This window comes from uncultured Parvibaculum sp. (assembly GCF_963975745.1).
Lineage (GTDB): Bacteria > Pseudomonadota > Alphaproteobacteria > Parvibaculales > Parvibaculaceae > Parvibaculum.
The window spans coordinates 1-22,842 of record NZ_CAXBIB010000026.1 but is presented as its reverse complement, the minus strand read 5'-3'; the positions used below and the strand labels follow the sequence as shown (position 1 = coordinate 22,842).

The following is a 22,842-nucleotide window of genomic DNA, read 5'->3' as shown; positions in this document are numbered from 1 at the left end:
TGAATTGCAGAGCGACATTGTGAGCCGGCCAGCCCGATGACGCAATCGCTCAGGCCCGCTCCAGCACGACGAAGGAATAATCCGCACTGTCCTTCTCGCCCGCCTTGTGGCGCTCGCGCGAAACCTCGCGCCATTGCCGCCGGTCAAAGGCGGGGAAATCGACATCGCCCTCGGGCTGCGCATGCACCTCGGTAATGTAGAGCCGGTCGGCATGGTCGAACATCTCGGCATAAAGCTGCGCACCGCCGATCACCATGATTTCGTCGACACCCGCCTCCGCGGCGAGCGCCCGCCCGCGCGCAAGTGCTGCCGTCGCAGATGTCGCCACTTCCGCGCCTGCCGCCGCATAGCCCGCGTCACGCGTCACGACAATGTTCGGGCGGCCGGGCAATGGCTTCTTCGGCAGCGATTCCCATGTCTTGCGGCCCATGATGACAGGCTTGCCCATCGTCACGCGTTTGAAAAACGCCATGTCGCTCGAAAGTTTCCAGGGCAGGTCATTGTCGCGGCCAATCACACCATTGTCGGCGATGGCGACGACGAAGCTGACATGAACGTCCATCACGCCACTCCGCTCTCAAAAAGCGCCGAGAAACCCGGTGTGCGCAGCGCTTCCGGATCGAGCGGCCGGAGGCTGACCAGAATGGCAAACATCGCGAAGGCGGCGAGCAGCAGCACGGCAAGCGTCAGTGCGAAAAGCAGAAAGCGTTGGCGCGTGCGCATCAGACAGCGACAGGCGCCGCGATATGCGGATGCGCCTCATAGCCTTCGAGCCGAAAATCGTCATAGGTGAAATCGAAAAGGCTCGTCACATCCGGATTGATGTGCATGACGGGCAGATTCTTCGGCTCTCGGAGAAGCTGTTTCTCGGCCTGCTCCAGATGATTTAGATAGAGATGCGCGTCGCCGAATGTGTGGATGAATTCGCCGGGCTTCAGGCCCGTCACCTGCGCCACCATCATTGTCAGCAGCGCATAGGAGGCGATGTTGAACGGTACACCAAGAAAGATGTCGGCCGAGCGCTGGTAGAGCTGACAGGAGAGCTTGCCGTCCGCGACATAGAACTGGAACAGGCAATGGCAGGGCGGCAGCGCCATGTGGTCGACATCGGCGACGTTCCAGGCCGAAACGATCAGCCGCCGCGAATCCGGATTGCTGCGTATCTGCTCCAGAAGATTCCTGATCTGGTCAATCTTCGTGCCGTCCGGCGCCGGCCAGGAGCGCCACTGATGTCCGTAGACGGGGCCGAGATCCCCATTCGCGTCTGCCCAGTCGTCCCAGATGCTGACGCCATTGGCTTTCAGATAGGCGATGTTGGTGTCGCCGGCGAGAAACCAGAGCAGCTCATGAACGATCGATTTCAGATGCAGCTTCTTGGTTGTCACCAGCGGAAAACCTTGCGCCAGGTCGAAGCGCATCTGATGGCCGAATATGCTGCGCGTGCCGGTACCGGTCCGGTCGGTCTTGGTCACGCCCGTGTCGCGCGCGAGACGCATGAGGTCGAGATACTGTTTCATCGGCAGGTCCTGAGATTCGGCTCCTCAGTCTAGCGCGAAGCGCCGACCCTTCGCCACCGCAGCGCAAATCACAGTCACATCCCTGTGAATAACTGTGGAAATCGTGGCGGCACGACTTGCCCCGGGCCAGAATGCCGGGAACAACCGCATATGTCAGAAGGAAATTCCGATGAAACGCATTCTCCTCGGCATCGGCGTAGCGGTCGCCGTCATCCTCGTTGCGGTCCTGGCCGCCCTGCCCGGCGTTCTGGAGGGCCAGATCAACCGTCTTGTCGATGTCGGCCCCCTGGAAGTGACCGAAGAAGCCACCCGCCACCACAAGCGGCTGAACGTGGTCGATCTTCATGCCGACACACTGCTCTGGGCCCGCGACCCGTTGCAGCGCGCGGAGCGCGGCCATGTCGATCTGCCGCGCCTTGTCGACGGCAATGTGACGCTGCAGGTCTTTTCGGTGGTGACCAAGGTCCCGCGCAGCCAGCGCCACACCGGAACCGACGCGGAATCCGACGTCATCACCTTGCTGGCCATGGTCCAGCGCTGGCCGGCCCGCACCTGGGACAGCCTCTTCGAGCGCGCGCTCTACCAGGCCGAACGGCTCCACCGCGCCGAGGCCGCGGCGCCGGGCGAATTGCGGATCATCCGCACCGCCACCGACATCGACGCCCTGCTGGCGGCGCGCAACGGCAGCCGCCCGGTCGGCGGCCTGCTGGCCACCGAAGGCTCGCACCCGCTCGAAGGAAAACTCGGAAACATCGAGGCGCTCTACGATGCCGGCTACCGGATGATGGGCCTGCAGCATTTTTTCGACAATGAACTCGGCGGCTCGCTGCACGGGCTTTCCTCGGGCGGTCTCACCGAATTCGGCAAGCAGGCCGTGCGCGAAATGGAACGCCTCGGCATCATTGTCGACGTCGCCCATTCTTCCCATGCCGTGGTCGAGGACGTGCTCGACATCGCGACACGGCCCATCGTCATCTCGCATACCGGCATCAAGGGCGCCTGCGACAGTCCGCGCAACATCGAGGACGCACTGATGAAGCGCGTCGCCGAAGCCGGCGGCCTTGTCGGCATGGGCTACTGGAAGAGCGCCATTTGCGATCCGGCGCCCGAAGGCATCGTCCGCGCCATCCGCCATGCGATCGATTATCTGGGCGTCGATCATGTGGCGCTCGGCTCGGACTATGACGGCGCCGTACCGGTCGCCTTCGACACCTCGGAACTCGCCCTGCTGACCGGCGCGATGCGCGCAGCAGATTTCACCGAGGAGGAAATCGGGAAGGTGATGGGCGGCAATGCGCTCCGCCTCTTCCGCGAACTGCTGCCGGCGGAATAGGCCTCACACCGGCAGGTAGCGAAAGCGCCCATTGACAGGGAAACGCGTCAGGATGTCGGCATATTCGGCGCCACTGCCGATATTGTGGATGACGAAGGGGCGCGCCGCACCACGCACCTGCCTGTCCGACACGACCGATATGTGCGGCAGCCGCCCACCGATCGTCTGCGTCACCAGATCGCCGGGCGCGAGTGCTTCGTCCGCCGCCAGTTCCGCCCCCTGCCGCCGGAGAAAAGTCGCGAGGTTCGGCACGCGCCGGTGGTCGATATTGCGGTCGGGCCGTGTCAGGCCCCAATCGGCCGGATAGGCCGTGAAATCGGCCGTCATGTCCTCATGCACCAGCTGCTGCAGGTCGAGCGCCAGCCCTTGGCGATAGGCGCGGATGACGACATCGGTACAGACCCCGCGTTCCGGTTCGACGTCGCCGCCCGGATAGGCGATGCGGCGATAGGCGCCGTCATAGACCCTTGTAACTCCGATCTGCGCCCGCGCCGCTTCGACAAGCCTCAAAGCCGGATTGGCCGGCCGGGCCGCCAGACGCGCTGCAGGCAGCGAAAGGAACGGCAGGGCGGCAAGCCCGAGAACGGCAGTACGGCGCGAGATCATGCGTTTCTCCCGGTTTCGGCACCCTTCGAGCTTTATTGACGCATCCCGGCGGAATTGAGGTTCAAATAAGGAATTTGACGCCTATATTAGTAATGCCGGACGGGTTCGCCCGCGCGGCTATGGTGATAAACGGACTGTGGAATAAGCCATTCGGACCCGGGGGCAGTACCCGGCGCCTCCACCAGATTTCTCCCTGTCGCGGCAGGGTTCCTGGGGGCGAAACAGGATCGACGAGGGTGTAAAGACAGTTTTTTTGCCCGGCATGGTTCCGCCGTCATCGGGCCGTTTTATAGTTGCCAACGACAACTATGCTGAGGCGCGTCTCGCTGCTTAATGCAGTGCGATAGCTTCAAATCAAGTCCCTGGCTTTAGCCGGTCAGGGCGGGGTTCGGGGGCACCTGGCAACAGAAGCCCCCACTTTTTTTATCCACAGCCGAACGGCCCATCCGAAACCGCGGTGTCGCGCGCGCCACACTTGCGAAATCTCGCAACGCGATGTCGCCCGAAGCACCGCTTCGTCTGGATTTCACCGCCGATCGCTGCTTGAATCATCCTCAACAAGAAAACGCGACTCACCCGCGACCGGGAGCTGACCTTGGCCGAAGATCTGATGCGATACGATATGCTGGCCCAGGAGGCGCTGAAAGGCGTTGTCCGCCGCGCGCTCAGGATTGCGCGCGACCAGGGCCTGCCGGGCGAGCACCATTTCTACATCTCCTTCCGCACCGGCGCGCCGGGCGTCGAGATTTCACCCAAGCTCAAGGCGCAATATCCGGAGGAGATGACCATCGTCCTCCAGCACCAGTTCTGGAATCTCGAAGTCAGCGAGGAACGTTTCTCGGTCGACCTCACATTCAACAAGATTCCCGAAAAGCTGGTCGTGCCCTTCTCGGCCGTGCAGGGCTTCTTCGATCCAAGCGTCCAGTTCGGTCTGCAGTTCCATGTCGACGGTGCCAGCGCGACGGGGCCGGCTGCCGCCGAAGCCTCGACACCGGTCGAGCCCGAAGCGAAGCCGGCCGAAGGTGAAGTCGTGAGCCTCGACGCCTTCCGGAAGAAATGAAATGAGCGGCCTGCTCTATCCGATCGTCAAGGCAGCGCTTTCCGGCATCATCATCATGGCTGTGTCCGAAATTGCCCGGCGCTATGCGGCGCTGGGCGCCTTGATCGCGTCGCTGCCGCTGATCTCGCTTCTGGCCATCATCTGGCTCTGGAACGACACCGCCGATGCCGAGCGTATCGCCGCCCATGCCGAAGCGACCTTCTGGTATGTGCTGCCGACCTTGCCGATGTTTCTGGCGCTGCCCTTGATGCTGCGAAGCGGCATGGATTTCTGGGTCGCACTGGGCCTCGCCTGTGCGCTGACCGTCGCGCTCTATCTGGCCGCCATCTGGATCGCATCCACCTATTTCGGCGTGAAGCTCTAGCGCGCGCCCGCCTTGGCGCCCCCTGCCCGCCATGCTAAACCGGCGCCCATCCCAATTTCCCTGCCTGCTGGAGCCGCGCCCGCCATGGCCAATACACCCAAGACCCGCACCGAAACCGACACATTCGGCCCCATCGAAGTGGCGGCCGACCGCTATTGGGGCGCCCAGGCCCAACGCAGCCTCGGCAACTTCAGGATCGGCTGGGAAAAGCAGCCCCTCCCCGTGGTCCGGGCACTCGGCATCGTCAAGCGCGCCGCCGCCGAAGCCAATATGGAACTCGGCCGCCTCGACGCCGCCGTCGGCAAGGCTGTGGTGCAAGCCGCGCAGGAGGTGATCGAAGGCAAGCTCGACGAGCATTTCCCGCTCGTCGTCTGGCAAACGGGCTCCGGCACCCAGTCCAACATGAACGCCAATGAGGTGATCTCGAACCGCGCCATCGAGATTCTCGGCGGCGAGATGGGTTCGAAGAAGCCGGTACACCCGAACGACCACGTCAACATGAGCCAGTCGTCGAACGACACCTATCCGACGGCCATGCATGTCGCCTGCGCGGAGGAGATTCATCACCGCTTGCTCCCGGCACTGCAGAAGCTGCGCAACGCGCTCAACGACAAGGCGCAGGCCTGGAACCATATCGTCAAGATCGGCCGCACCCACACGCAGGACGCGACGCCGCTGACGCTTGGCCAGGAATTTTCCGGCTACACCGCACAGGTCGAGAATGGCATCGCCCGCATCGAACAGACGCTGCCGAAGCTGATGGAGCTGGCACAGGGCGGCACCGCCGTCGGCACCGGTCTCAATGCGCCCATCGGCTTTGCCGAAAAGGTTGCCGAAAAGATCGCCGCCATCACGCATCTGCCCTTCAAGACCGCCCCCAACAAGTTCGAGGCGCTGGCGGCCCACGACGCGATGGTCTTCAGCCATGGCGCGGTCAACACGGTCGCCGCCTCGCTCTTCAAGATCGCCAACGACATTCGTCTGCTCGGCTCCGGACCGCGTTCGGGCCTCGGTGAGTTGTCGTTGCCGGAAAACGAACCCGGCTCGTCGATCATGCCGGGCAAGGTCAATCCGACCCAGTGCGAGGCGCTGACGCAGGTCTGCGTGCAGATTTTCGGCAACCACGCCGCGCTCACCTTTGCGGGCAGTCAGGGTCATTTCGAGCTCAACGTCTACAATCCGGTGATGGCCTACAACTTCCTGCAGTCGGTGCGCCTGATGGCCGACGCGGCGGTCAGCTTCACCGACAATTGCGTTGTCGGCATCGAGCCGCGCGAGGACAACATCAAGGCGGCGCTCCAACGCTCGCTGATGCTGGTCACCGCGCTCGCCCCGAAGATCGGCTACGACAATGCGGCCAAGATCGCCAAGACCGCGCACAAGAACGGCACCACACTGCGCGAGGAAGCGGTCGGCGGCGGCTACGTGAGCGAAGCCGAATTCGACGCCATCGTCCGCCCGGAAAAGATGATCGCCCCCGAATAGGCAACCGCAGCAGCGCCATGACCGACGAGATCAAACGCTCCGTCACCATCGCCGGTCACCGCACCAGCATTTCGCTGGAACGGCCCTTCTGGGATGCCCTGAAGGAACTTGCTTGTTCCGAAAAGACCTCGGTCAACGATCTGGTGCGCCGGATCGATGCCGACCGGGGTGGCAAGGGAACGCTCTCCGCCGCAGTGCGCATCTATGTGCTGGAAGGCATGCGCCGTCGCAGCAGCGGCGGCAAGTGTCAGACCTGATCAGGGCGTGACGGCCGGGCGCGGCAACGGCCGCGGCGCAGAGCCGCCGCGAATATCGGCCGGAAGGTCCATCAGTTCGCGCAAGTCGCCGGGAACGCCGCCTGCATCCTTCAGACTTTCGGCCAGCAGCCGCGCCGCAATGAAGCCCTGCAACTCAAGCGTCTGCATCTTGACCTCGACCTGCCGGCCGCGCCCCATGGTCACGATCGAATAGACCGGCGCACCTTCCGGTCGTTCCGGTGTGATGACCAGCTTGGCATCGGAGGCAAGCCGCGGCAGGTCGTAGACGGCATCGAGCCGCGCCGTACCGCCCTCAAGCGAAAGACCGTCTTCGGAAAGCCGCAATACGCCCTCCTCGACCGCCAAGGCCCCATCCAGCCCGCGCACCGCCGTCTCGCCGGTTGCCAGCTTGTCGCGCAGGAGCACCGGAAATTCCTCGATGTCAGTCAGCGCAACGAGTTCGGCGCCGAAGCCCGCAACATCAAGCGGCGCGAATGCCATGTTGTCGACCCGGATCGTTCCGGTGCCGGCTGCCGACGCGACCAGCGCCAACCAGCTGCGCCCCTGGGCCTGAAGCTGCGCACTGAGAGTGACGCGCCCCTTGCCGGGACTTTCGCCGAACGCTTCGCGGAAAACCCGCCCGAGTTCCGCTTCCTCGACCAGCACCGTCAGGCCGATGCCCGGACTGCCGTCTCCGCCTTCGATCCGCGCCCCCAGCGAGACCCGCCCGCCGGCAAACTGGCCGATGAAGGGCGATGCCGAAAGAACGCCATGCGACAGCGACAGATGCGTTGTCACATCGCCAAAGGCGAGCGAACCAAGCCGGACCGTCCCGGCCTTGAGATCGATCTCCCCGTCGAGCGCCGCCAGCATCGACCAGTCAAGCGCCGCGGCCGGCCAGACTTCGTCCGCGGTGCTGGCGAGCGATGTCAGTTCAAACGCATTGGCGTCCAGCCGACCGGCAAGCGACGGGCGCTTGTCCCCGTCCCCTGCCCGCCAGGTAACATCGCCCGAAAGCCGGAAATTACCGGCGACACTCTCCATGTTGGAAAGCGCAAGACTTTGCTTGTCCCAGACAACCGCCGAGGAAAATACAAAACCGGGTCCGGCGGCCTGATCTTCGATCCAGCGCGACAGCGGCGCCGGCGCACCGAAGGCGGCAAAGGCCGGAAGAACGCCCGGCGCCGCAATATCGGCGCGGCCCTCGAAATGCAGCGCCTCGAATGGATCGGCGGCCTGGCCGCGCGCAGTCAGCGTCATGCTGCCGACATTGGCCCGGAAATTGACCTGATAGGGCTTGTCGACCGTGCTTTCGAGTTGCAGCGAGACCGATCCGGGCGCCGTCACGCTGTCATCCGGGTCGAGCCCCAGTTGCTGCAAAAGCACGCGCCCCTCATCATTGGCCGCATTGGCGATGATATCGAGCCCTTCGAGACCATCCTCGCCGTGCCGCCGCTTCAGCACCGCATCGACGCGGCTGCCGCGCACAGCGCCCTTGAGCGTCAGCGTGTCGACGCGCAATGCGCTGTCCGGCGCCGCGCCCGAAGTACCGGCAATCTCCAGCGAAACCGGCCCGCTCGCATCGGGCACGGCAAAGCCGCCCAGCGCCAGCAATCCGCCAAAGCGCTCGCCTTCGACATGACTGACAAAATTGCCCTTCACATCGTCCCGACGCCCGGTCGTGACGTCCGTCAATTGCCCGGAGAAGGAAAAGCGCGCACCAGCCACATCTTTCACTTCCAGACGTGGGACGTCGAGCCTGCCACTGATCAGCGTCGCCTCCATGTCGAGGCCGCTGACATCCTGATCCCAGATCCGCAGCCGTCCCGCGCGAAGGCGCAGGCCGACGTCATGTGCCGCCAGAAATTCGAGCCACTCGCGTTCGCCGGACAGCAGGGCCCGCAACCGGTCGGCATCGAAGGCGGTGGCGTCCAGATCGGCGTCAAGGTGCAGCCGGTCGTCGACCTGCCGGTAACTGATATCGCCGCGCAGCGACGGCGATGCGAGATCGGCCGCGTAATCGGCCTCCAGATTCGAAAGACCGATCGCATCGGGAGCGACCCGCAGCCGGCCCCGCGCCGAGAAAGGCGCATCGCCGCGTGCCGCATTCCGGGTGGCCGCCTCGTTCCCGTTCTCGCTGGCGGCCAACCACTGGGCCAGCCCCGCAAGACTGCCGCTCCGCGCCTCGATGCGTCCGGTAAAAATCGGGACTCCTTCGAGATCGCCAAGTTCTCCGGTAACCGAGATCTCGGTCCGCCCGCCAAGTTCCCCGCGCGCCGTTTCGACGCTCAGAACGCCGTCGGCCAGCGCGAGCTTCAATTCAGCATTGCGGACAATGGAGTCGGGCAATGCGAGTGTCGCAACCGATATTCCGATGGTACCGTCGATCCAGTCCGGACGCGGCACAACGAGCAGATTGGCGAAGGGAATGTCGCTCGCCGCCGGCCCCGCTGCAAGCCGGCTGAGCAACGGCGCGGCCGTGAAGTTCTCGGATGCAAGATCGAGAGAAAAGACGGGCCGCTCGTCCCAGCGAGCCTGCGCCGAACCGTTGAGCGCGGTGCCGCCGGCTACCAGCACGAGATTCCGGAATGTCGCCGATTGCGCGGTCGCCACGACCCCGCCATCGATGCGCAGCGGACCGTTATCACCATTGGTGCCGAGCTCCAGCCGGCTGTTGCCGTCGAGCCGCGCTGCCGCCGAAAACTCTGTCGCAACGCCCGAGAACAGGAACTTGGCCGGCCGGTCGCGCAACTGCAGATCCGCCGTGACCTGAAACGCCTTGCGGCCGGAGAACTCGCCGAGACCGAGCCGCAGTCCAACCGGCACGCCGTCCACGATCGCCTCGATCTCGGCACGCAGCGGCCCGACCAGCGATGTCGCAATCACCTCGCCACTGACTTCCTCCGCGCGCCAGCGTCGGCCGTTCTCACGATTCTCGTAGACCACCACACCATTCTCGAATGTCGCCTTTTCGAGACTGACAGAGGCAAGCGAAAACATGCCGCCCTCCGGCTCGGCATCCGGCAGTTCGAACGCACTCCAGTTGGTCGTGCCGTCGGGCAGGACTTCGAGATTGATCTGTGGCCGAACGATACGGACGCTGGTGACCCTGATGTCGCCGGCGATCAGTGGCGTCAAGGCCACCTCCGCATCGATTTCCGCAAACAGGGCCATGTTCGGCGACAAGCCCTGCGGCGCTGTCGCCACGATCCGAACCGCCCCGAGAGTCATGTGCGGGGCCGGCAGGATACGCAGATGAATATCGCCATCGATGCGCACAGGCGCACCGGCAACCTTCGAGGCCTGCGCCTCGATCTCGCCACGGAACTTGTTCCAGTCGATCAGATTGGGCCCGACGAGAGCCGCGAACAGAAGCGCGACGATCAGCCCTGCAATATAGGTCAGGATCGAATTCAAAACTGTCTCCAGCCGCGCACGGCTGAGGCGCCGCCCCCGGGAGGTTTTCACACCGGCCGCTCTTGGCCTAAGCTCGACAGATTGGCGGCGGCCAGACCGCGAGATGCAACCCAGTTGCGGGCAACCTATGGATTCGGACGACGGAAATATAGTCAAAATCGCCGGGTTCCGGAAAATGTCGCGCGACGCAGCCAAGCGGGCGGCGAAATCCGAAAAGGAAGCCCGCGCAGCCGCCAATCGCATACGCTTCGGCCGCACGGGCGCCGAAAAGAAGCGCGACAAGCTGGAACGGGCCCGCATGGAGAAGACGCTGGACGGCAGCCGGCGCGAGACGCCCTCCAAAGAACCGGATAAGCCTGACTGAGCGCGACACCTGCAAATCAAAAACTCAGAACGATTTCATACAGTTAGAAAAATATCCGGGCGCGTGTTGACAATTCGCCCCGCCCAAATTACTTACTGACTAGTCAGTTATTACACTAGAGATGTTCGGAGAGACGGCATGATGGCCGCAACGCCCAAGCGTCAACGTCGAAAGGAAGCCCGGCCCGCCGAGATCATGGCGGCCGCGCTGGACCTGTTCTCGGAAAAGGGATTCGCGGCAACGCGGCTTGACGACGTGGCCGACGCCGCCGGCGTCAGCAAGGCCACGATCTATCTCTATTTCGAGAACAAGGAACAACTCTTCACCGCCCTCGTTCGCGAACTGGTGACACCGCGTTTCGACGAGATCGAAAACATGATCGAAACCCATGAGGGCCCGAGCGCCGACCTGCTCACCTTCATGATCGGCCGGATCGGGGAAGTCGCCACCACGACGCGCATCCCCGCGCTGGTGAAGATCGTGCTCGCCGAAAGCGGCAACTTTCCCGAAATCCGCAACTACTACCGCGACAACATCGTCAAGCGCGGGCTGAAGAATTTCGCGCGCATCGTCGAACGCGGTATCGCACGCGGCGAGTTCCGCAAATGCGACCCGCAGGCGGCCGCGCAGAGCATCATCTTTCCGATCATCCTCAATACGCTGGCCCGCGAAACCTTCGGTGCAATCGAAGGCCTCGACCCGAAAAGCTTCCTTACAGCCCATGCAGACTTTGTCACGCGCGGCCTCGCCGCGGACAGGGAGGCGTAGATGGTGCGCCTCCATTCCCTCCTGTTCGCGAGCGTGGCCGCGCTCCTTCTTACCGGCTGCGATGAACTGCCTGACGGCAGCTGGGCCGGTTACGCCGAGGGCGAATATGTGCGTGTAGGTCCGATCGATGGCGGACGGATCGAAACCATTGCAGTCGATCGCGGCGATCGCGTCGAGAAGGGCGCCCTGCTCTTCCGCCTCGACATAACCGCCGAAACCGCCGCCGAGAAGCAGGCCGCCGCACAACTCGCCGAGGCCAGAACCACGCTCGACGACACGCAGCGCGAATTGAAGCGCATGGAGGCGCTGCGCGCCGGCGGCAATGTCGCACAGGCAGCACTCGACACCTCGCGCGCCCGCCGCGATCGCGCCGGCGCGCAGATGCTGGCGGCGGCCGCCGCACATGATCAGGCCAAATGGCGCCTGGCGCGGCGCGCGGGCCATGCGCCGACCGCCGCCATCGTCCAGGACGTACTCTTCCGCGAGGGCGAGTTCGCGACCGCCAGCCAGCCGATCGTGTCGCTGCTGCCACCGGAGAACATCAAGGTCCGCTTCTTCGTGCCGGAAGCCGAACTCGGCCGCCTCCGTATCGGCGACAAGCTCGACTTCGCCTGCAGCGGCTGCCCCGCAGACCTCACCGGCACCATCCGCTTCGTCTCGACACAGGCCGAGTTCACGCCACCCGTCATCTACAGCGAGCAGTCGAAGGAAAAGCTCGTCTACATGGTCGAAGCCGTGCCGGACGCCGATCCGGAGGCCCTGCATCCCGGACAGCCGGTCACGGTACGTCTCACCGGCGGGACGCTGGAAGGAAGCTGAGCCATGAGCGCCCCTCTTGCGATCGACGTCCGCAGGCTGACGAAAAGTTTCGGCGGAACGAAGGTCGTCGACGGCTTCGACATGCAGGTTGCGCAGGGCGAGATCTACGGCTTTCTCGGTCCCAATGGCAGCGGCAAGACGACGACGATCCGCCTGCTCTGCGGCTTGCTGACGCCCGACAGCGGTCAGGGCACCTGCCTCGGCTACGACATTCTGACCGAGAGCGACAGGATCAAGCGCGAAACCGGCTACATGACGCAGCGCTTCAGCCTTTATGAGGATCTGTCGATCCGCGAGAACCTCGAATTCGTCGCCTCGATCTACGGCATCCGCGATGCAAAAAGGGTCGTCAGGGAAACGCTCGGGAAACTCAATCTCGCCGACCGCGCAAATCAACTCGCCGGAAATCTCTCGGGCGGATGGAAGCAGCGCCTGGCGCTGGCCGCGGCGATCATGCACAAGCCGAAACTGCTGCTGCTCGACGAGCCGACGGCCGGCGTCGATCCGAAAGCGCGCCGCGAATTCTGGGATGAAATTCACGACCTGGCGGCCGCCGGCCTGACCGTCCTCGTCAGCACGCACTACATGGACGAAGCCGAGCGCTGCCACAAGATCTGTTATCTCGCCTATGGCAAGCTGCTGGCACGCGGCACAGTGGACGAGGTGATCGATCAGTCGGGGCTGCGCAAGCTCAAGGCGGCGCCGACCCTCGAAGACGTCTTCGTGTATCTGATGCGCGACGTCACCGACAATTTCGCGACCAGAAAGGCCGGGTGACACGATGGCCGGCAGCTTCTCGTTCAGACGGCTCGGCGCAATGATCCGCAAGGAATTCATCCAGATGCGACGCGACCGGCTGACCTTCGCGATGATGCTGGGGGTGCCGGTGATGCAGCTGGTGCTGTTCGGCTATGCGATCAATTCCGATCCGCGCCATCTGGCAACCGCAATCCTCGCGCAGGACCATTCGGTTTTCACACGCAGCCTTGTCGCCGGTATCGAGAACTCGACCTATTTCGATGTCGTCGCCAAGCCCGCTACGCCCGCCGAGGCCGACCGATTGCTGCGCAGCGGCGCCGTGCAGTTCGTGATCGAGATACCGCCGGACTTCACCCGCGATCTCGAACGCGGCGTGCGGCCGCAACTTCTGCTCGATGCCGACGCCACCGATCCGTCGGCCACCGGCAACGCCGTCACCGGACTTCAGCTTCTGGCTGCAACCGTGTTCGATCGCGACCTCGCCGGACCGCTGATGCAATTGAAGCAGGACCCGCCGCCGGTCGATCTCGTCATTCATCGCCGTTACAATGCCGAAGGGCGTTCGCAGATCAACATCGTGCCGGGATTGATCGGCGTGATCCTGACCATGACGATGATCATCTTCACCGCGCTTGCGATGACGCGCGAAGTCGAGCGCGGCACGATGGAAAACCTGCTGACCATGCCGGTACGTCCGGTAGAGGTGATGGTTGGAAAGATCCTGCCCTATATCGCCGTCGGCTATGTCCAGACCGCCGTCATTCTGGCCGCCGCCTACTGGTTGTTCAGTGTACCAATGAGCGGCAGCCTCTGGCTTCTGTCGACCGTGCTGCTGGTTTTCATTGCCGCCAATCTCGCCGTCGGCTTCACTTTCTCGACGCCGGCGCGCAATCAGTTGCAGGCGGTGCAGATGACGATCTTCTTTTTCCTGCCATCGATCCTGCTGTCGGGTTTCATGTTTCCCTTTCGCGGCATGCCGCAATGGGCGCAATGGATCGGCGAGGTGCTGCCGATCACGCATTTCCTGCGCATCGTGCGCGGCATCCTGTTGAAGGGAAACGGTTTTGCCGAGATTGCCGTCGACTTCGCGGCGCTGACGGCCTTCCTCGTCGCGGTGTCGCTTGTGGCACTCAACCGCTATCGCCAGACGCTCGATTGACAGCCCTTACCCCCCCTCTGTCATCGAACTGTCAAAAAACTGTCACAAAAGGTCCGGGAAGAAACTTGTCCCCGGGTTTATGCGCGGGTTTGTCCCCGCTTCGGTGACAAATGAAAAAAACTTGTCCCCACCCCTGCCGCGGACCCCCAAACCGAATCGAACCGGCGTTCTGAAACGGAGCGGGGCCGCCTCCCGGAGGAGACGGCCCCACGCTCACGCGGCAGACGAAAATCAGTTGCCGCTGACGGCGTCGCGCGCCTTGTCCTTGACCTCGCTGGCCTTGTCCTTGACGTCGCTGACGGCATCGCGCGCCTTGTCCTTCGCGTCGCCATAGGTGCTCTGCACCTTGCCTTCGGCCTTGTCGACCTTGCCTTCGGCGGCGAGCTTCTCGTCGCCGACCAGCTTGCCGACCGCTTCCTTGACGGCGCCGGTTGCCTGTTTCGCGGTTCCCTTGATGCGGTCCTTGTCCATGTCGTTTCTCCGTGGTGAGAGGAATGGAACGGGACGGCAGAACGCCGCACCGCATTTCGTGAGTGTCACCAGACAGCAGAACCTTGCCGTGAGCGCGGCAGGAATGAGGCAATCTCGTCACATTTCGGCAAGATGGCCGGAAAAAAGCGTATTTTCGTCCCTATACGGAAAATATCTTCCCCGGATTGAGGATGTTCTGCGGGTCGAGCGCCTGTTTGATGGCGCGCATGACGGCGACGCCAGCCCCGTGCTCCGCTTCGAGGAACTTGATCTTGCCTTCGCCGATGCCGTGTTCGCCGGTCGAGGTGCCGCCCAGCGCCAGCGCGCGGGCGACCATCCGGTCGTGGATGCGCGTCGCCTCGGCGAGATCGCGCGGATCGGAAGGGTCCATCATCAGCAGCATGTGGAAATTGCCGTCGCCGACATGGCCGACAATGGGCGCCTTGAGGAACGAGGTTTCGAGATCGGCCAGCGTTCCGGAAATCGCTTCGGCGAGACGCGAGATCGGCACGCAGACATCGCTCACCATGCCCTTCTTGCCCGGCACATAGGCCAGCGCCGCGTAGTAGGCGTTGTGCCGCGCTTCCCAGAGCCTGGTGCGCTCTTCCGGCTTCGAGGCCCATGCGGCTGCGCCGCCGCCATGCTCGGCGGCGATGGCGGCGAAGCGTTCGGCCTGTTCGGCGACGGCGGCTTCAGTGCCGTGAAACTCGACAAAGAGCGTCGGCACTTCGGCAAGCGAAAGTTTCGAATAGGCGTTGCAGGCGCGGATCGACAAGGGATCGAGAATCTCGATGCGCGCAATCGGAAGCCCGGACTGGATCGTCTCGATGACGGCGTCAACCGCACCTTCGATGCTCTCGAACGGCACGACGCCGGAGCGCACGGCTTCCGGGATGCCGTAGAGGCGGAGCGTCACCTCGGTGACGATGCCGAGCGTCCCTTCCGAACCGACGAGAAGCCGCGTCAGGTCGTAGCCCGCCGAGGATTTGCGCGCCCGGCCGCCGGTGCGGACAATCGCGCCATCGGCCATCACCGCGGTGAGGCCGAGCACGTTTTCGCGCATCGTGCCGTAGCGCACCGCATTGGTGCCCGACGCCCGCGTCGCCACCATGCCGCCGATGGTCGCGTCGGCGCCGGGGTCGATCGGGAAGAAGAGACCTGTATCGCGCAGATATTCGTTGAGCGCCTTGCGCGTGACGCCGGCCTCGACGCGGACATCGAGATCGCTGGCGTTGACTTCGAGGATGCGGTTCATCTGCGTGAGATCGAGCGAAAGGCCACCCTGCACCGCCGAGACATGACCTTCGAGCGAGGTGCCGGCGCCGAAGGCAATGACCGGAAGCGCGTGCGCCGCGCAGATGCGGACGATCGCGGCGACTTCATCCGTCGTTTGCGCGAAGGCGACGGCATCGGGCGCAGCGACCGGATGCCAGCTCTCGTCACGGCCATGCGCCTCGCGCACCGCCGGTGCGGTGGTGAAACGGTCGCCCAGCAATGCAGCGAGTTCGGCGAGTGCCGCCGCCTTGCCGTCCGCGTTTTCCACCGCTCTGCTCATGGAGCTGTCCTTGATCATGCTTGCGGATAGGCTAGCATGAAATCACGTCGTCACGCCGCCTCACCCCACCCGCCCCTGGGGGGCGGGTCGAAAAATTCAAACGGAGTGCAGAATTTTTCGGGGCGGGGGCTGGGCATCGACGGCGACCCCGCCCCGAAATTTGTTTCGCTGTCGCTCCACAAATTTCGACCCTCCCCCAAAGGGGAGGGTAGTCCCGAACGCCGACACACAACCAGCCACCAAGAAACACAAGAAAAGGAACCCCCAATGACCGGACAGCCGCTGGAATGCCCGATCCGCAAGGTCGAGAAGCAATGGGTCGATCTCAATGGCCACATGAACATGGCCTATTACCATCTGGTCTTCGACGAGTCGCTGGATGTGGCCTTTTCGGCGCTGGGCATCGGCTGGGACTATACGCAGAAGGGCGAGGGCTCCTGCTTCACGGCGGAAGTGCATGTCTGCTATCTGGACGAGTTGAAGGAAGGCGATCCGGTCCGCGTCACCTATCAACTGCTCGATGCCGATGCGAAACGCATCCATGTCTTCGGCCACATGTATCACGCCGAAAAGGGCTATCTGGCCGCGACCTCGGAGCAGATGTGCATCCATGTCGACATGAAATCGCGCCGCGCCTCCCCCTTCCCCGCCGAACAGCAGGAAAAGATCGCAGCGATGATGAAAGCCCATGAAGGCATGCCGCGCCCGGAACAGGCCGGCCGCGTGATCGGGATCAAGCGGAAATAGAAAATGCGCGGAAGCGCTAGCCCATCTGCGTCCGCAGCATGGTATCGGCAATCTGCGACTTGCCGATGATCCCCATCACGTCTTCCGGGCGCGGAACGCCCGGCTTGTCGCGCACGACCAGAGCCAGCGTCGCATTGCGGCGGCCGATGCGGCGAATGACCTCTTCGAGAATATTGTTCTCGCGCACGATGACCGTGTCGGTGACGGCCAGGTCGCGCATGGTCTGCGGCGCGCCGCCGGAACCGCCGGGAAAGCGGCGCAGATGGTCGCGCGGCACGACGCCCAGGATGCGGCCCTTGTCTTCGAGGATCAGGAAATGCGGCATTCGCGTCTCGGCCAGCGCTGCGGCAACCGTGTCGATGGCGGCATCGGCCGGCATGATCGCGATATCGTCGTCCATCACCTCGCGCGCACTGCGCACCAGATAGAGATTGGAATAGCGGTCCTTCGGCACCGGCCGGCCCTTGCGCGCCAGATCGGCGGTAAAGACATTGTCGGCCATCAGCGCGCGCCGCATGCCCGTGGCAATGGCGACCGCGATGATCAGCGGCACGATGATGCCGTAGTCGCGGGTCAGTTCGAAATTCATGGTGATGGCCGTCATCACCGCCCCGGTGCCGCCGGCCACGACGGCGGCCATGCCGATCAGCGCATAATCGACGACCGAAACGCCCTCACCGATGCCCATGAAATGAAGCGCGACACCGAAGGCGCCGCCAAGCGCCGCGCCGACAAACAGCAGCGGCGCAAAGACGCCGCCGGAAGCGCCGGCGCCGATACTGACCGAGGTGGCGAGAATCTGGGCGACACAGAGCGCGGCCAGAAGCAGGAAGGTCGATATCTGGCCCTCCAGCGTGGCCGCAATGGCGTCGTAGCCGCCGCCGACAATGTAGTAGTGGCCGGTGAAATGCCCGAACAGGTAGAGCGCCAGACCGATGCCGGTCATGCCGACGGCGGCGCGCATGTATTCGTTGGGAAAGCGGCGCTGCATCACGTCGCCGGTGAAAAGCAGCGTGCGAATGAAACTCCAGGCCACCAGCCCCGCCAGCAGGCCGAGCACCACGAAGGAGCCGAGATTGAGGATATGGTCGAGCTCGGAGGCGGCGAAATCGAGCTGCGGCACCACGAAAGCCGGATAGGAACCGAAGACGACGCGGCCGACATAGGTGGCCGAGCCCGTGGCGATGACGACGGGCAGGAAGGTGCGGGCGCTGATCTCGGGCAGGATCAGTTCAAGCGCGAACAGCACCGCACCGAGCGGCGTGTTGAAGGTTGCTGAAATGCCGGCCGACGCGCCGGCCGCCAGCAGCGTGATGCGCTGCCAGGACGGCAAGCGGCTGAACTGTGCAATGCCCGAGCCGATGGCCGCGCCGATCTGGACGATGGGCCCTTCGCGGCCGACCGATGCGCCGCTGCCGATGGAAAGCGCAGCCGACAGGGTCTTGACCACCGCCACGCGCGGGCGGATGCGGCCTTCGCGATGATAGACGGCATCGATGACGTCATTGATGCCGCCGCCCCGGGTTTCGGGCGCAAAGCGGCGCGTCATCCAGACGACCGCCAGCCCGCCCGCGACCGGCACCAGGATGATCAGGAAACCGAACGGGCTGAGCGGACCCGTGGCGCCGGATACCGGCTCGAGCGACAATTGCCCGTAGAAGAAGAGATTGTAGAGCCCCACCATCATGGAGCGGAAAATCACCGCGCCGACGCCCGTGGCCAACCCGACAAGCAGCGCCAGCAGGGACAGAACGATCATGTTGACCGGCCGGGTATCGTCGATGGCCTCCAAGGCGATGCATCCTTCTTTTCCCTTGTTTTACAAGGGCTTAGGAATTCTTTCCGTTTAGCATGCAGGGCCGGCGCGCTCAAGCGGCGTGGCGCAGCGCCACCGGTCCCCCCATGTTATGTTGGCGCCGAGGCGGATTCGGCGGCAAATCCCGGCCATCCGGACATTCCGAAAGCGTAGCGTATAAAGGCCCGATGACGAGCGATCCCTTTGACCTTGGCAACATCCCCGAAGAAACGACGGCGCGCTCGACCAGCGCGGCGGCGATGGCGGCACGTCGCCCGCCCTATCTCGAGGGGCTGAACGACGAGCAGCGCGAGGCGGTCGAGACGCTGGACGGACCGGTTCTGGTGCTGGCGGGCGCCGGCACCGGCAAGACGCGGGTGCTGACGACGCGGCTGGCGCATCTGCTGGCCACCCGCAAGGCCTGGCCGAACCAGATTCTCGCCGTGACCTTCACCAACAAGGCCGCGCGCGAGATGCAGCATCGGATCGGCGCGCTGATCGGCGGCGCCGTCGAAGGCATGCAATGGCTCGGCACCTTCCATGCGCTGGGTGCCAAGATGCTGAGACGCCATGCCGAACTCGCCGGTCTGCGCTCCGATTTCACCATTCTCGATGCCGACGACCAGACCCGGCTGATGAAACAGATCATCGTCGCCGAAGGCATCGACGAGAAACGCTGGCCGGCGCGCCAGCTCGCCAGCCATATCGACAGCTGGAAAAACCGCGGGCTGACGCCCGACAAGGTTCCGGCCGGCGAGGCCCATGCCTTTGCCAACGGCAAGGGCGGCGAACTCTATGCCGCCTATCAGGCGCGGCTGAAGGTGCTGAACGCGGCCGATTTCGGCGACCTGCTGCTCGAGGTGCTGCGCATCTTCCGGGAACACCCGGAAGTGCTGGCCGAATGGCAGGAACGCTTCAAATACATGCTGGTCGACGAATACCAGGACACCAATGTCGCGCAATATCTGTGGCTGCGCCTGCTGGCCCAGAAGCACAGGAACATCTGCTGCGTCGGCGACGACGACCAGTCGATCTATGGCTGGCGCGGCGCCGAGGTCGACAACATCCTGCGCTTCGAGAAGGATTTTCCGGGTGCGAAAGTGATCCGGCTCGAACGCAATTACCGCTCGACGGCCAATATTCTGGGTGCCGCCTCCGGCCTGATCGCCGCCAACGAACAGCGCCTCGGCAAGACGCTCTGGACCGAAGCCAACGACAATGAAGGCGACCGGATCAAGGTCGCCTCCTATTGGGACGGCGAGGAAGAGGCCCGCGCGATCGCCGAAGAGGTCGAGCAGTTGCAGCGGCAGGGACATCTGCTGCGCGACATGGCAATCCTGGTGCGCGCCTCGTTCCAGATGCGCGAATTCGAAGACCGCTTCATCAATCTCGGCATTCCCTATCGCGTGGTCGGCGGACCGCGCTTCTACGAGCGCGCCGAAATCCGCGATGCCAATGCCTATCTGCGCCTGATCGCGCAGGGCGACGACGATCTCGCCTTCGAGCGCATCGTCAACAAGCCGCGGCGCGGCCTCGGCGACGTCGCCGTGCAGACGATCCATCGCCTCGCCCGCGCCGAAGGCATCTCGCTGTTGCGCGCCTCGAAAATGCTGGTGACGAGCGAGGAACTGAAACCGGCCGCACGCCGCGCGCTGGCCGGTTTCGTCGAGATGGTCGAACGCTGGCGCGCGCTGGTGCCCGGCATGCCGCATACGGAACTGGCCGAGATCGTGCTCGACGAGTCCGGCTATACCGAGATGTGGCAGAACGACAAATCGGCCGATGCGCCGGGCAAGCTCGAAAACCTCAAGGAACTGATCCGCTCGATGGAGCATCACGAGACGCTGGCCGGCTATCTCGAACATATCTCGCTGGTGATGGAGATCGAGCAGAACGACACCGCCGACAAGATCAACCTGATGACGTTGCACGCGGCCAAGGGACTGGAATTCGACACCGTGTTCCTGCCCGGCTGGGAAGAGGGCCTGTTCCCGCATCAGCGTTCGCTGGACGAGAACGGGCTGGCGGGGCTCGAGGAAGAACGGCGGCTGGCCTATGTCGGCATCACCCGCGCCAAGCAGCGCGCCTATATCTCCTTCGCCGCCAATCGCCGCATCCATGCGCTGTGGCAATCCTCGCTGCCCTCGCGCTTCATCGACGAACTGCCGCAGGCCCATGTCGAAGTGACCGAAAGCGCGATGGCGGGCGCCAGCTACCAGAATTACGGCCAGAGCCGCTTCGCGCAGGACTTCGCCCGCGACAGCAATTATTCGAGCCCGGGCTGGCGCCGCGCGAAGGAAAACGCCGAGGCCGCCGCCCGGACCCGCCCGCCGGCCTATGAGAGCCATGGCGAACTGGTCGCGACCAGCGATCCGTCGGCCGCGAGCTACAATACCGGCGAGCGCGTCTTCCACCAGAAATTCGGCTATGGCGAGGTGCTGTCGATCGACGGCAACAAGCTGACGGTCGATTTCGACAAGGCCGGCCGGAAGAAAGTGATCGACAGTTTCCTGGAACGGGTGTGAGACGATGAATGAACACCAGCCATCGCAACCACTCTGGCAAGTAAGCTTTACCGTTGCGAACAAATGGGCCGACGCTTTTGTCGCTGAACTCGAAAACGCCCCGGGTCTTGCTCCTATCGCGGTAACCGTGCGCGAAGAAGATTCATCAGCGCCAACAATCGAGGTCGTCCATCCTGCAAGAGCGCTTGCCACTACAGGGGCTTGGCGGGTTGAGGCAATATACGATCAACTATTGCACCTACCCCAAGTTCGAAGAACGCTGCGCCCCTTAGAGGAATCGATCGGAACAAAGGCATCAGGCCTAAAGATAGAGACTCTTCCAAACATAGATTGGGTTCGACATTCTCTCAAACTGTTGCCCTCGGTGCGCATTGGAACATTCGAAATACACGGTGCCCACACTCCGCCCGCGGCAGCGGCGAACATAACTCCCCTTCTCATCGAGGCAGGTCCTGCGTTTGGGACCGGACATCACGCAACTACGGCGGGAAGCGCAGCAGCATTGCTTGAAGCTCTTGGACAAAACAACGGACAACAGCGAGTATGCGACGCTGGATGCGGCAGTGGTGTATTGTCAATTATTGCAGCAAAGAAACACAATGTTCAGGTCTGGGCATTCGACATCGATCCGTCTTGCGTTGCGACATCACGCAAAAACGCCAAAATCAACGGCGTCGCAAGAAAAATTACAACATTTCAACACAGCATAGATAAACCACTTTACGTGCATCAGAAATTTGATGTTGTAGTTGCAAATATCCTCTTCAATTCGCTTCTCAGTGCGGCAACGCGTTTGACGCCCATTATAGCCGACGGAGGAACGTTGATTCTATCTGGTTATGACCGAACTCAATTTAGGCGAATTGAATCTCGCTATCGAAGCCTCGGGATGAAAATCATCCGGCGCTACAACACCGATGAATGGATAACAACATCGTTCTCAAAAATTTCTAACTATTGAATAAAGCTTCGTCATAGCCATCCTTCTTCTCAAATCGGTAGTTGATCCAATACCTACGATCCGGCAATGGGTCCTCAACCAACCACTCCAGCCTTCCTCCATCGTCACTCAAATTAGGTTCTGCAATCAAACTCTCTTCATTCAACCTTCGGTCGCCTGTATCAAAGTCAACGACTTCGATCTTTGGAGATATGAATACAAATCTATGTCCTTCGGGCGCCAGACACACCAACGACACCTCTCGAGTTTTCACGCGGGTAGGGAAACCAAGCGTCGTGCCTTTGGGAGTAAAAGCGTCTAGCTCCGTTTCAAGTGTTTGAATATTCACTTCATACAAAATTGAGTCCCCGGGCATCACATCCGGAACAACACTGGGAGACCATTCAATAAGGTAGGTGTCGGTGGAGAAGATTTTGTCATAGAGCCAACCCGCTAGTCGAATTGTAGCTGTGGGTTTAGCGAATCGATATTTCTTTAAGTTCTCTTTCGGGATAATTCTAAATCTTAATCGCTTCCGATCAGGGGCCACACTCCACTGAAATCCATCAAGCGGCAACCGTGAAAGAACTTCACTAGAATTATTCTGCAATCTGTAGGTAAACGTCCCGTCGAAATCCCCTGCCTCAGAGAATTTCCAAAGAAACTCGCTTCGCTCATAGTAGAGTAACTTTTTGAATTTTTGCGGTCGGAAATTTTGAAATGCATACCAAATGCCCGCGACCGCGTAGCAGAGCCCCACAAACGAGAACGAAATAAAAGTGTCAACATTCAGACCCAAAAACTCGTTTCCTTCGACCACGCCAAAGTAACGAAGCAATACGAAAATTGACCTGAGCCCCTGAACTTCCTCCAGATTTGAGTAGAGTCCGTCACTTGAAGG

At 62.6% G+C, this 22,842-nt stretch carries 22 protein-coding genes and 1 other RNA gene; 14 read left to right on the top strand and 9 right to left on the bottom strand.

The genetic code is table 11. The annotated features are described in order from the left end of the window. Positions 1-49 precede the first annotated feature (49 nt). The 3 genes from AAC071_RS15880 to AAC071_RS15870 are packed head-to-tail and all read right to left on the bottom strand — an operon-like array spanning position 50 to position 1,517. On the bottom strand, positions 50-562 hold the full coding sequence (locus AAC071_RS15880; protein ID WP_339834452.1) for a dihydrofolate reductase: 513 nt from the start codon (positions 560-562) through the stop codon (positions 50-52). Further along, positions 562-723, bottom strand: a complete 162-nt coding sequence (locus AAC071_RS15875) for a hypothetical protein (protein ID WP_339834449.1) — start codon at positions 721-723, stop codon at positions 562-564. Before AAC071_RS15875 ends, AAC071_RS15880 begins: the two co-directional genes overlap by 1 nt. Continuing rightward, on the bottom strand, positions 723-1,517 hold the full coding sequence (locus AAC071_RS15870) for a thymidylate synthase (RefSeq protein WP_339834446.1): 795 nt from the start codon (positions 1,515-1,517) through the stop codon (positions 723-725). The genes AAC071_RS15875 and AAC071_RS15870 overlap by 1 nt, the downstream gene beginning before the upstream one ends. 169 nt (positions 1,518-1,686) lie before the next feature. On the opposite strand from AAC071_RS15870, the gene AAC071_RS15865 reads away from it, so the two are divergent. After that, entirely contained in the window at positions 1,687-2,850 is a 1,164-nt protein-coding gene (locus AAC071_RS15865) for a dipeptidase (RefSeq protein ID WP_339834444.1), read from the top strand. Positions 2,851-2,853: 3 nt separating this feature from the next. Here the strand turns inward: AAC071_RS15865 and AAC071_RS15860 are convergent, their stop codons facing one another. After that, entirely contained in the window at positions 2,854-3,456 is a 603-nt protein-coding gene (locus AAC071_RS15860; RefSeq protein ID WP_339834442.1) for a DUF1287 domain-containing protein, read from the bottom strand. 56 nt (positions 3,457-3,512) lie between these two features. Here AAC071_RS15860 and ssrA point away from each other — a divergent pair. The 5 genes from ssrA (at position 3,513) to AAC071_RS15835 (ending at position 6,622) form a co-directional block, all read left to right on the top strand. After that, positions 3,513-3,875: a transfer-messenger RNA gene (gene ssrA / locus AAC071_RS15855) on the top strand. Positions 3,876-4,051: 176 nt separating this feature from the next. After that, a complete protein-coding gene (locus AAC071_RS15850; RefSeq protein WP_339834440.1) occupies positions 4,052-4,516 on the top strand; it encodes a ClpXP protease specificity-enhancing factor SspB in 465 nt (154 codons plus the stop codon). Position 4,517: 1 nt separating this feature from the next. Then, positions 4,518-4,880 (top strand): DUF3147 family protein, encoded by a 363-nt coding sequence (locus AAC071_RS15845; protein ID WP_339834438.1) that lies wholly within the window; start codon positions 4,518-4,520, stop codon positions 4,878-4,880. 84 nt (positions 4,881-4,964) lie between these two features. Next, entirely contained in the window at positions 4,965-6,365 is a 1,401-nt protein-coding gene (gene fumC, locus AAC071_RS15840; RefSeq protein WP_339834435.1) for a class II fumarate hydratase, read from the top strand. Between the two features lie 17 nt (positions 6,366-6,382). Then, entirely contained in the window at positions 6,383-6,622 is a 240-nt protein-coding gene (locus tag AAC071_RS15835; protein ID WP_339834433.1) for a ribbon-helix-helix domain-containing protein, read from the top strand. Here the strand turns inward: AAC071_RS15835 and AAC071_RS15830 are convergent, their stop codons facing one another. Next, positions 6,623-10,039 (bottom strand): AsmA family protein, encoded by a 3,417-nt coding sequence (locus AAC071_RS15830; protein ID WP_339834431.1) that lies wholly within the window; start codon positions 10,037-10,039, stop codon positions 6,623-6,625. A 175-nt stretch (positions 10,040-10,214) separates the two neighbouring features. On the opposite strand from AAC071_RS15830, the gene AAC071_RS15825 reads away from it, so the two are divergent. The 5 genes from AAC071_RS15825 to AAC071_RS15805 all read left to right on the top strand — a co-directional run bounded on the left by AAC071_RS15825 (position 10,215) and on the right by AAC071_RS15805 (position 13,908). Next, positions 10,215-10,403: a DUF4169 family protein gene (locus tag AAC071_RS15825; protein WP_339834429.1), complete on the top strand. Its 189-nt coding sequence runs from the start codon at positions 10,215-10,217 to the stop codon at positions 10,401-10,403. Positions 10,404-10,541: 138 nt separating this feature from the next. Continuing rightward, positions 10,542-11,171 (top strand): TetR/AcrR family transcriptional regulator, encoded by a 630-nt coding sequence (locus AAC071_RS15820; protein ID WP_339834427.1) that lies wholly within the window; start codon positions 10,542-10,544, stop codon positions 11,169-11,171. Continuing rightward, on the top strand, positions 11,172-11,990 hold the full coding sequence (locus AAC071_RS15815) for an efflux RND transporter periplasmic adaptor subunit (protein WP_339834426.1): 819 nt from the start codon (positions 11,172-11,174) through the stop codon (positions 11,988-11,990). 3 nt (positions 11,991-11,993) lie between these two features. Next, on the top strand, positions 11,994-12,767 hold the full coding sequence (locus AAC071_RS15810) for an ABC transporter ATP-binding protein (protein WP_339834425.1): 774 nt from the start codon (positions 11,994-11,996) through the stop codon (positions 12,765-12,767). A gap of 4 nt (positions 12,768-12,771) precedes the next feature. Then, the gene (locus AAC071_RS15805) at positions 12,772-13,908 is read left to right on the top strand and encodes an ABC transporter permease (RefSeq protein ID WP_339834424.1); all 1,137 of its coding nucleotides are present in this window, start codon (positions 12,772-12,774) and stop codon (positions 13,906-13,908) included. A gap of 231 nt (positions 13,909-14,139) precedes the next feature. On the opposite strand, the gene AAC071_RS15800 is transcribed toward AAC071_RS15805, so the two are convergent. After that, on the bottom strand, positions 14,140-14,379 hold the full coding sequence (locus AAC071_RS15800) for a CsbD family protein (protein ID WP_339834421.1): 240 nt from the start codon (positions 14,377-14,379) through the stop codon (positions 14,140-14,142). Positions 14,380-14,539: 160 nt separating this feature from the next. Beyond that, positions 14,540-15,934 carry an FAD-linked oxidase C-terminal domain-containing protein gene (locus AAC071_RS15795; protein ID WP_339834418.1) on the bottom strand — a complete coding sequence of 465 codons (1,395 nt, stop codon included), beginning with the start codon at positions 15,932-15,934 and terminating at the stop codon, positions 14,540-14,542. Positions 15,935-16,201: 267 nt separating this feature from the next. On the opposite strand from AAC071_RS15795, the gene AAC071_RS15790 reads away from it, so the two are divergent. Beyond that, positions 16,202-16,681 (top strand): thioesterase family protein, encoded by a 480-nt coding sequence (locus tag AAC071_RS15790; protein ID WP_339834415.1) that lies wholly within the window; start codon positions 16,202-16,204, stop codon positions 16,679-16,681. A gap of 16 nt (positions 16,682-16,697) precedes the next feature. On the opposite strand, the gene AAC071_RS15785 is transcribed toward AAC071_RS15790, so the two are convergent. Further along, positions 16,698-18,473: a chloride channel protein gene (locus tag AAC071_RS15785; protein ID WP_339834413.1), complete on the bottom strand. Its 1,776-nt coding sequence runs from the start codon at positions 18,471-18,473 to the stop codon at positions 16,698-16,700. Between the two features lie 191 nt (positions 18,474-18,664). Between AAC071_RS15785 and AAC071_RS15780 the strand changes: the two genes are divergently transcribed. Together AAC071_RS15780 and AAC071_RS15775 are read left to right on the top strand one after the other, a co-directional pair. Next, positions 18,665-21,001: a UvrD-helicase domain-containing protein gene (locus AAC071_RS15780; RefSeq protein ID WP_339834411.1), complete on the top strand. Its 2,337-nt coding sequence runs from the start codon at positions 18,665-18,667 to the stop codon at positions 20,999-21,001. Positions 21,002-21,005: 4 nt separating this feature from the next. Continuing rightward, positions 21,006-21,962 carry a 50S ribosomal protein L11 methyltransferase gene (locus AAC071_RS15775; protein ID WP_339834409.1) on the top strand — a complete coding sequence of 319 codons (957 nt, stop codon included), beginning with the start codon at positions 21,006-21,008 and terminating at the stop codon, positions 21,960-21,962. On the opposite strand, the gene AAC071_RS15770 is transcribed toward AAC071_RS15775, so the two are convergent. Further along, positions 21,952-22,842 (bottom strand): hypothetical protein (locus AAC071_RS15770; protein ID WP_339834407.1); only part of this gene is annotated, 891 nt, incomplete at its 5' end. The genes AAC071_RS15775 and AAC071_RS15770 overlap by 11 nt on opposite strands.

Excerpts from the sequence above, each read along its gene's own strand:
- AAC071_RS15880 (WP_339834452.1), bottom strand. The coding sequence starts at position 562 with ATGGACGTTCATGTCAGCTTCGTCGTCGCCATCGCCGACAATGGTGTG.
- AAC071_RS15875 (WP_339834449.1), bottom strand. The coding sequence starts at position 723 with ATGCGCACGCGCCAACGCTTTCTGCTTTTCGCACTGACGCTTGCCGTG.
- AAC071_RS15870 (WP_339834446.1), bottom strand. The coding sequence starts at position 1,517 with ATGAAACAGTATCTCGACCTCATGCGTCTCGCGCGCGACACGGGCGTG.
- AAC071_RS15865 (WP_339834444.1), top strand. The coding sequence starts at position 1,687 with ATGAAACGCATTCTCCTCGGCATCGGCGTAGCGGTCGCCGTCATCCTC.
- AAC071_RS15860 (WP_339834442.1), bottom strand. The coding sequence starts at position 3,456 with ATGATCTCGCGCCGTACTGCCGTTCTCGGGCTTGCCGCCCTGCCGTTC.
- AAC071_RS15845 (WP_339834438.1), top strand. The coding sequence starts at position 4,518 with ATGAGCGGCCTGCTCTATCCGATCGTCAAGGCAGCGCTTTCCGGCATC.
- fumC (WP_339834435.1), top strand. The coding sequence starts at position 4,965 with ATGGCCAATACACCCAAGACCCGCACCGAAACCGACACATTCGGCCCC.
- AAC071_RS15835 (WP_339834433.1), top strand. The coding sequence starts at position 6,383 with ATGACCGACGAGATCAAACGCTCCGTCACCATCGCCGGTCACCGCACC.
- AAC071_RS15825 (WP_339834429.1), top strand. The coding sequence starts at position 10,215 with ATGTCGCGCGACGCAGCCAAGCGGGCGGCGAAATCCGAAAAGGAAGCC.
- AAC071_RS15820 (WP_339834427.1), top strand. The coding sequence starts at position 10,542 with ATGATGGCCGCAACGCCCAAGCGTCAACGTCGAAAGGAAGCCCGGCCC.
- AAC071_RS15815 (WP_339834426.1), top strand. The coding sequence starts at position 11,172 with ATGGTGCGCCTCCATTCCCTCCTGTTCGCGAGCGTGGCCGCGCTCCTT.
- AAC071_RS15810 (WP_339834425.1), top strand. The coding sequence starts at position 11,994 with ATGAGCGCCCCTCTTGCGATCGACGTCCGCAGGCTGACGAAAAGTTTC.
- AAC071_RS15805 (WP_339834424.1), top strand. The coding sequence starts at position 12,772 with ATGGCCGGCAGCTTCTCGTTCAGACGGCTCGGCGCAATGATCCGCAAG.
- AAC071_RS15800 (WP_339834421.1), bottom strand. The coding sequence starts at position 14,379 with ATGGACAAGGACCGCATCAAGGGAACCGCGAAACAGGCAACCGGCGCC.
- AAC071_RS15795 (WP_339834418.1), bottom strand. The coding sequence starts at position 15,934 with ATGAGCAGAGCGGTGGAAAACGCGGACGGCAAGGCGGCGGCACTCGCC.
- AAC071_RS15790 (WP_339834415.1), top strand. The coding sequence starts at position 16,202 with ATGACCGGACAGCCGCTGGAATGCCCGATCCGCAAGGTCGAGAAGCAA.
- AAC071_RS15780 (WP_339834411.1), top strand. The coding sequence starts at position 18,665 with ATGACGAGCGATCCCTTTGACCTTGGCAACATCCCCGAAGAAACGACG.
- AAC071_RS15775 (WP_339834409.1), top strand. The coding sequence starts at position 21,006 with ATGAATGAACACCAGCCATCGCAACCACTCTGGCAAGTAAGCTTTACC.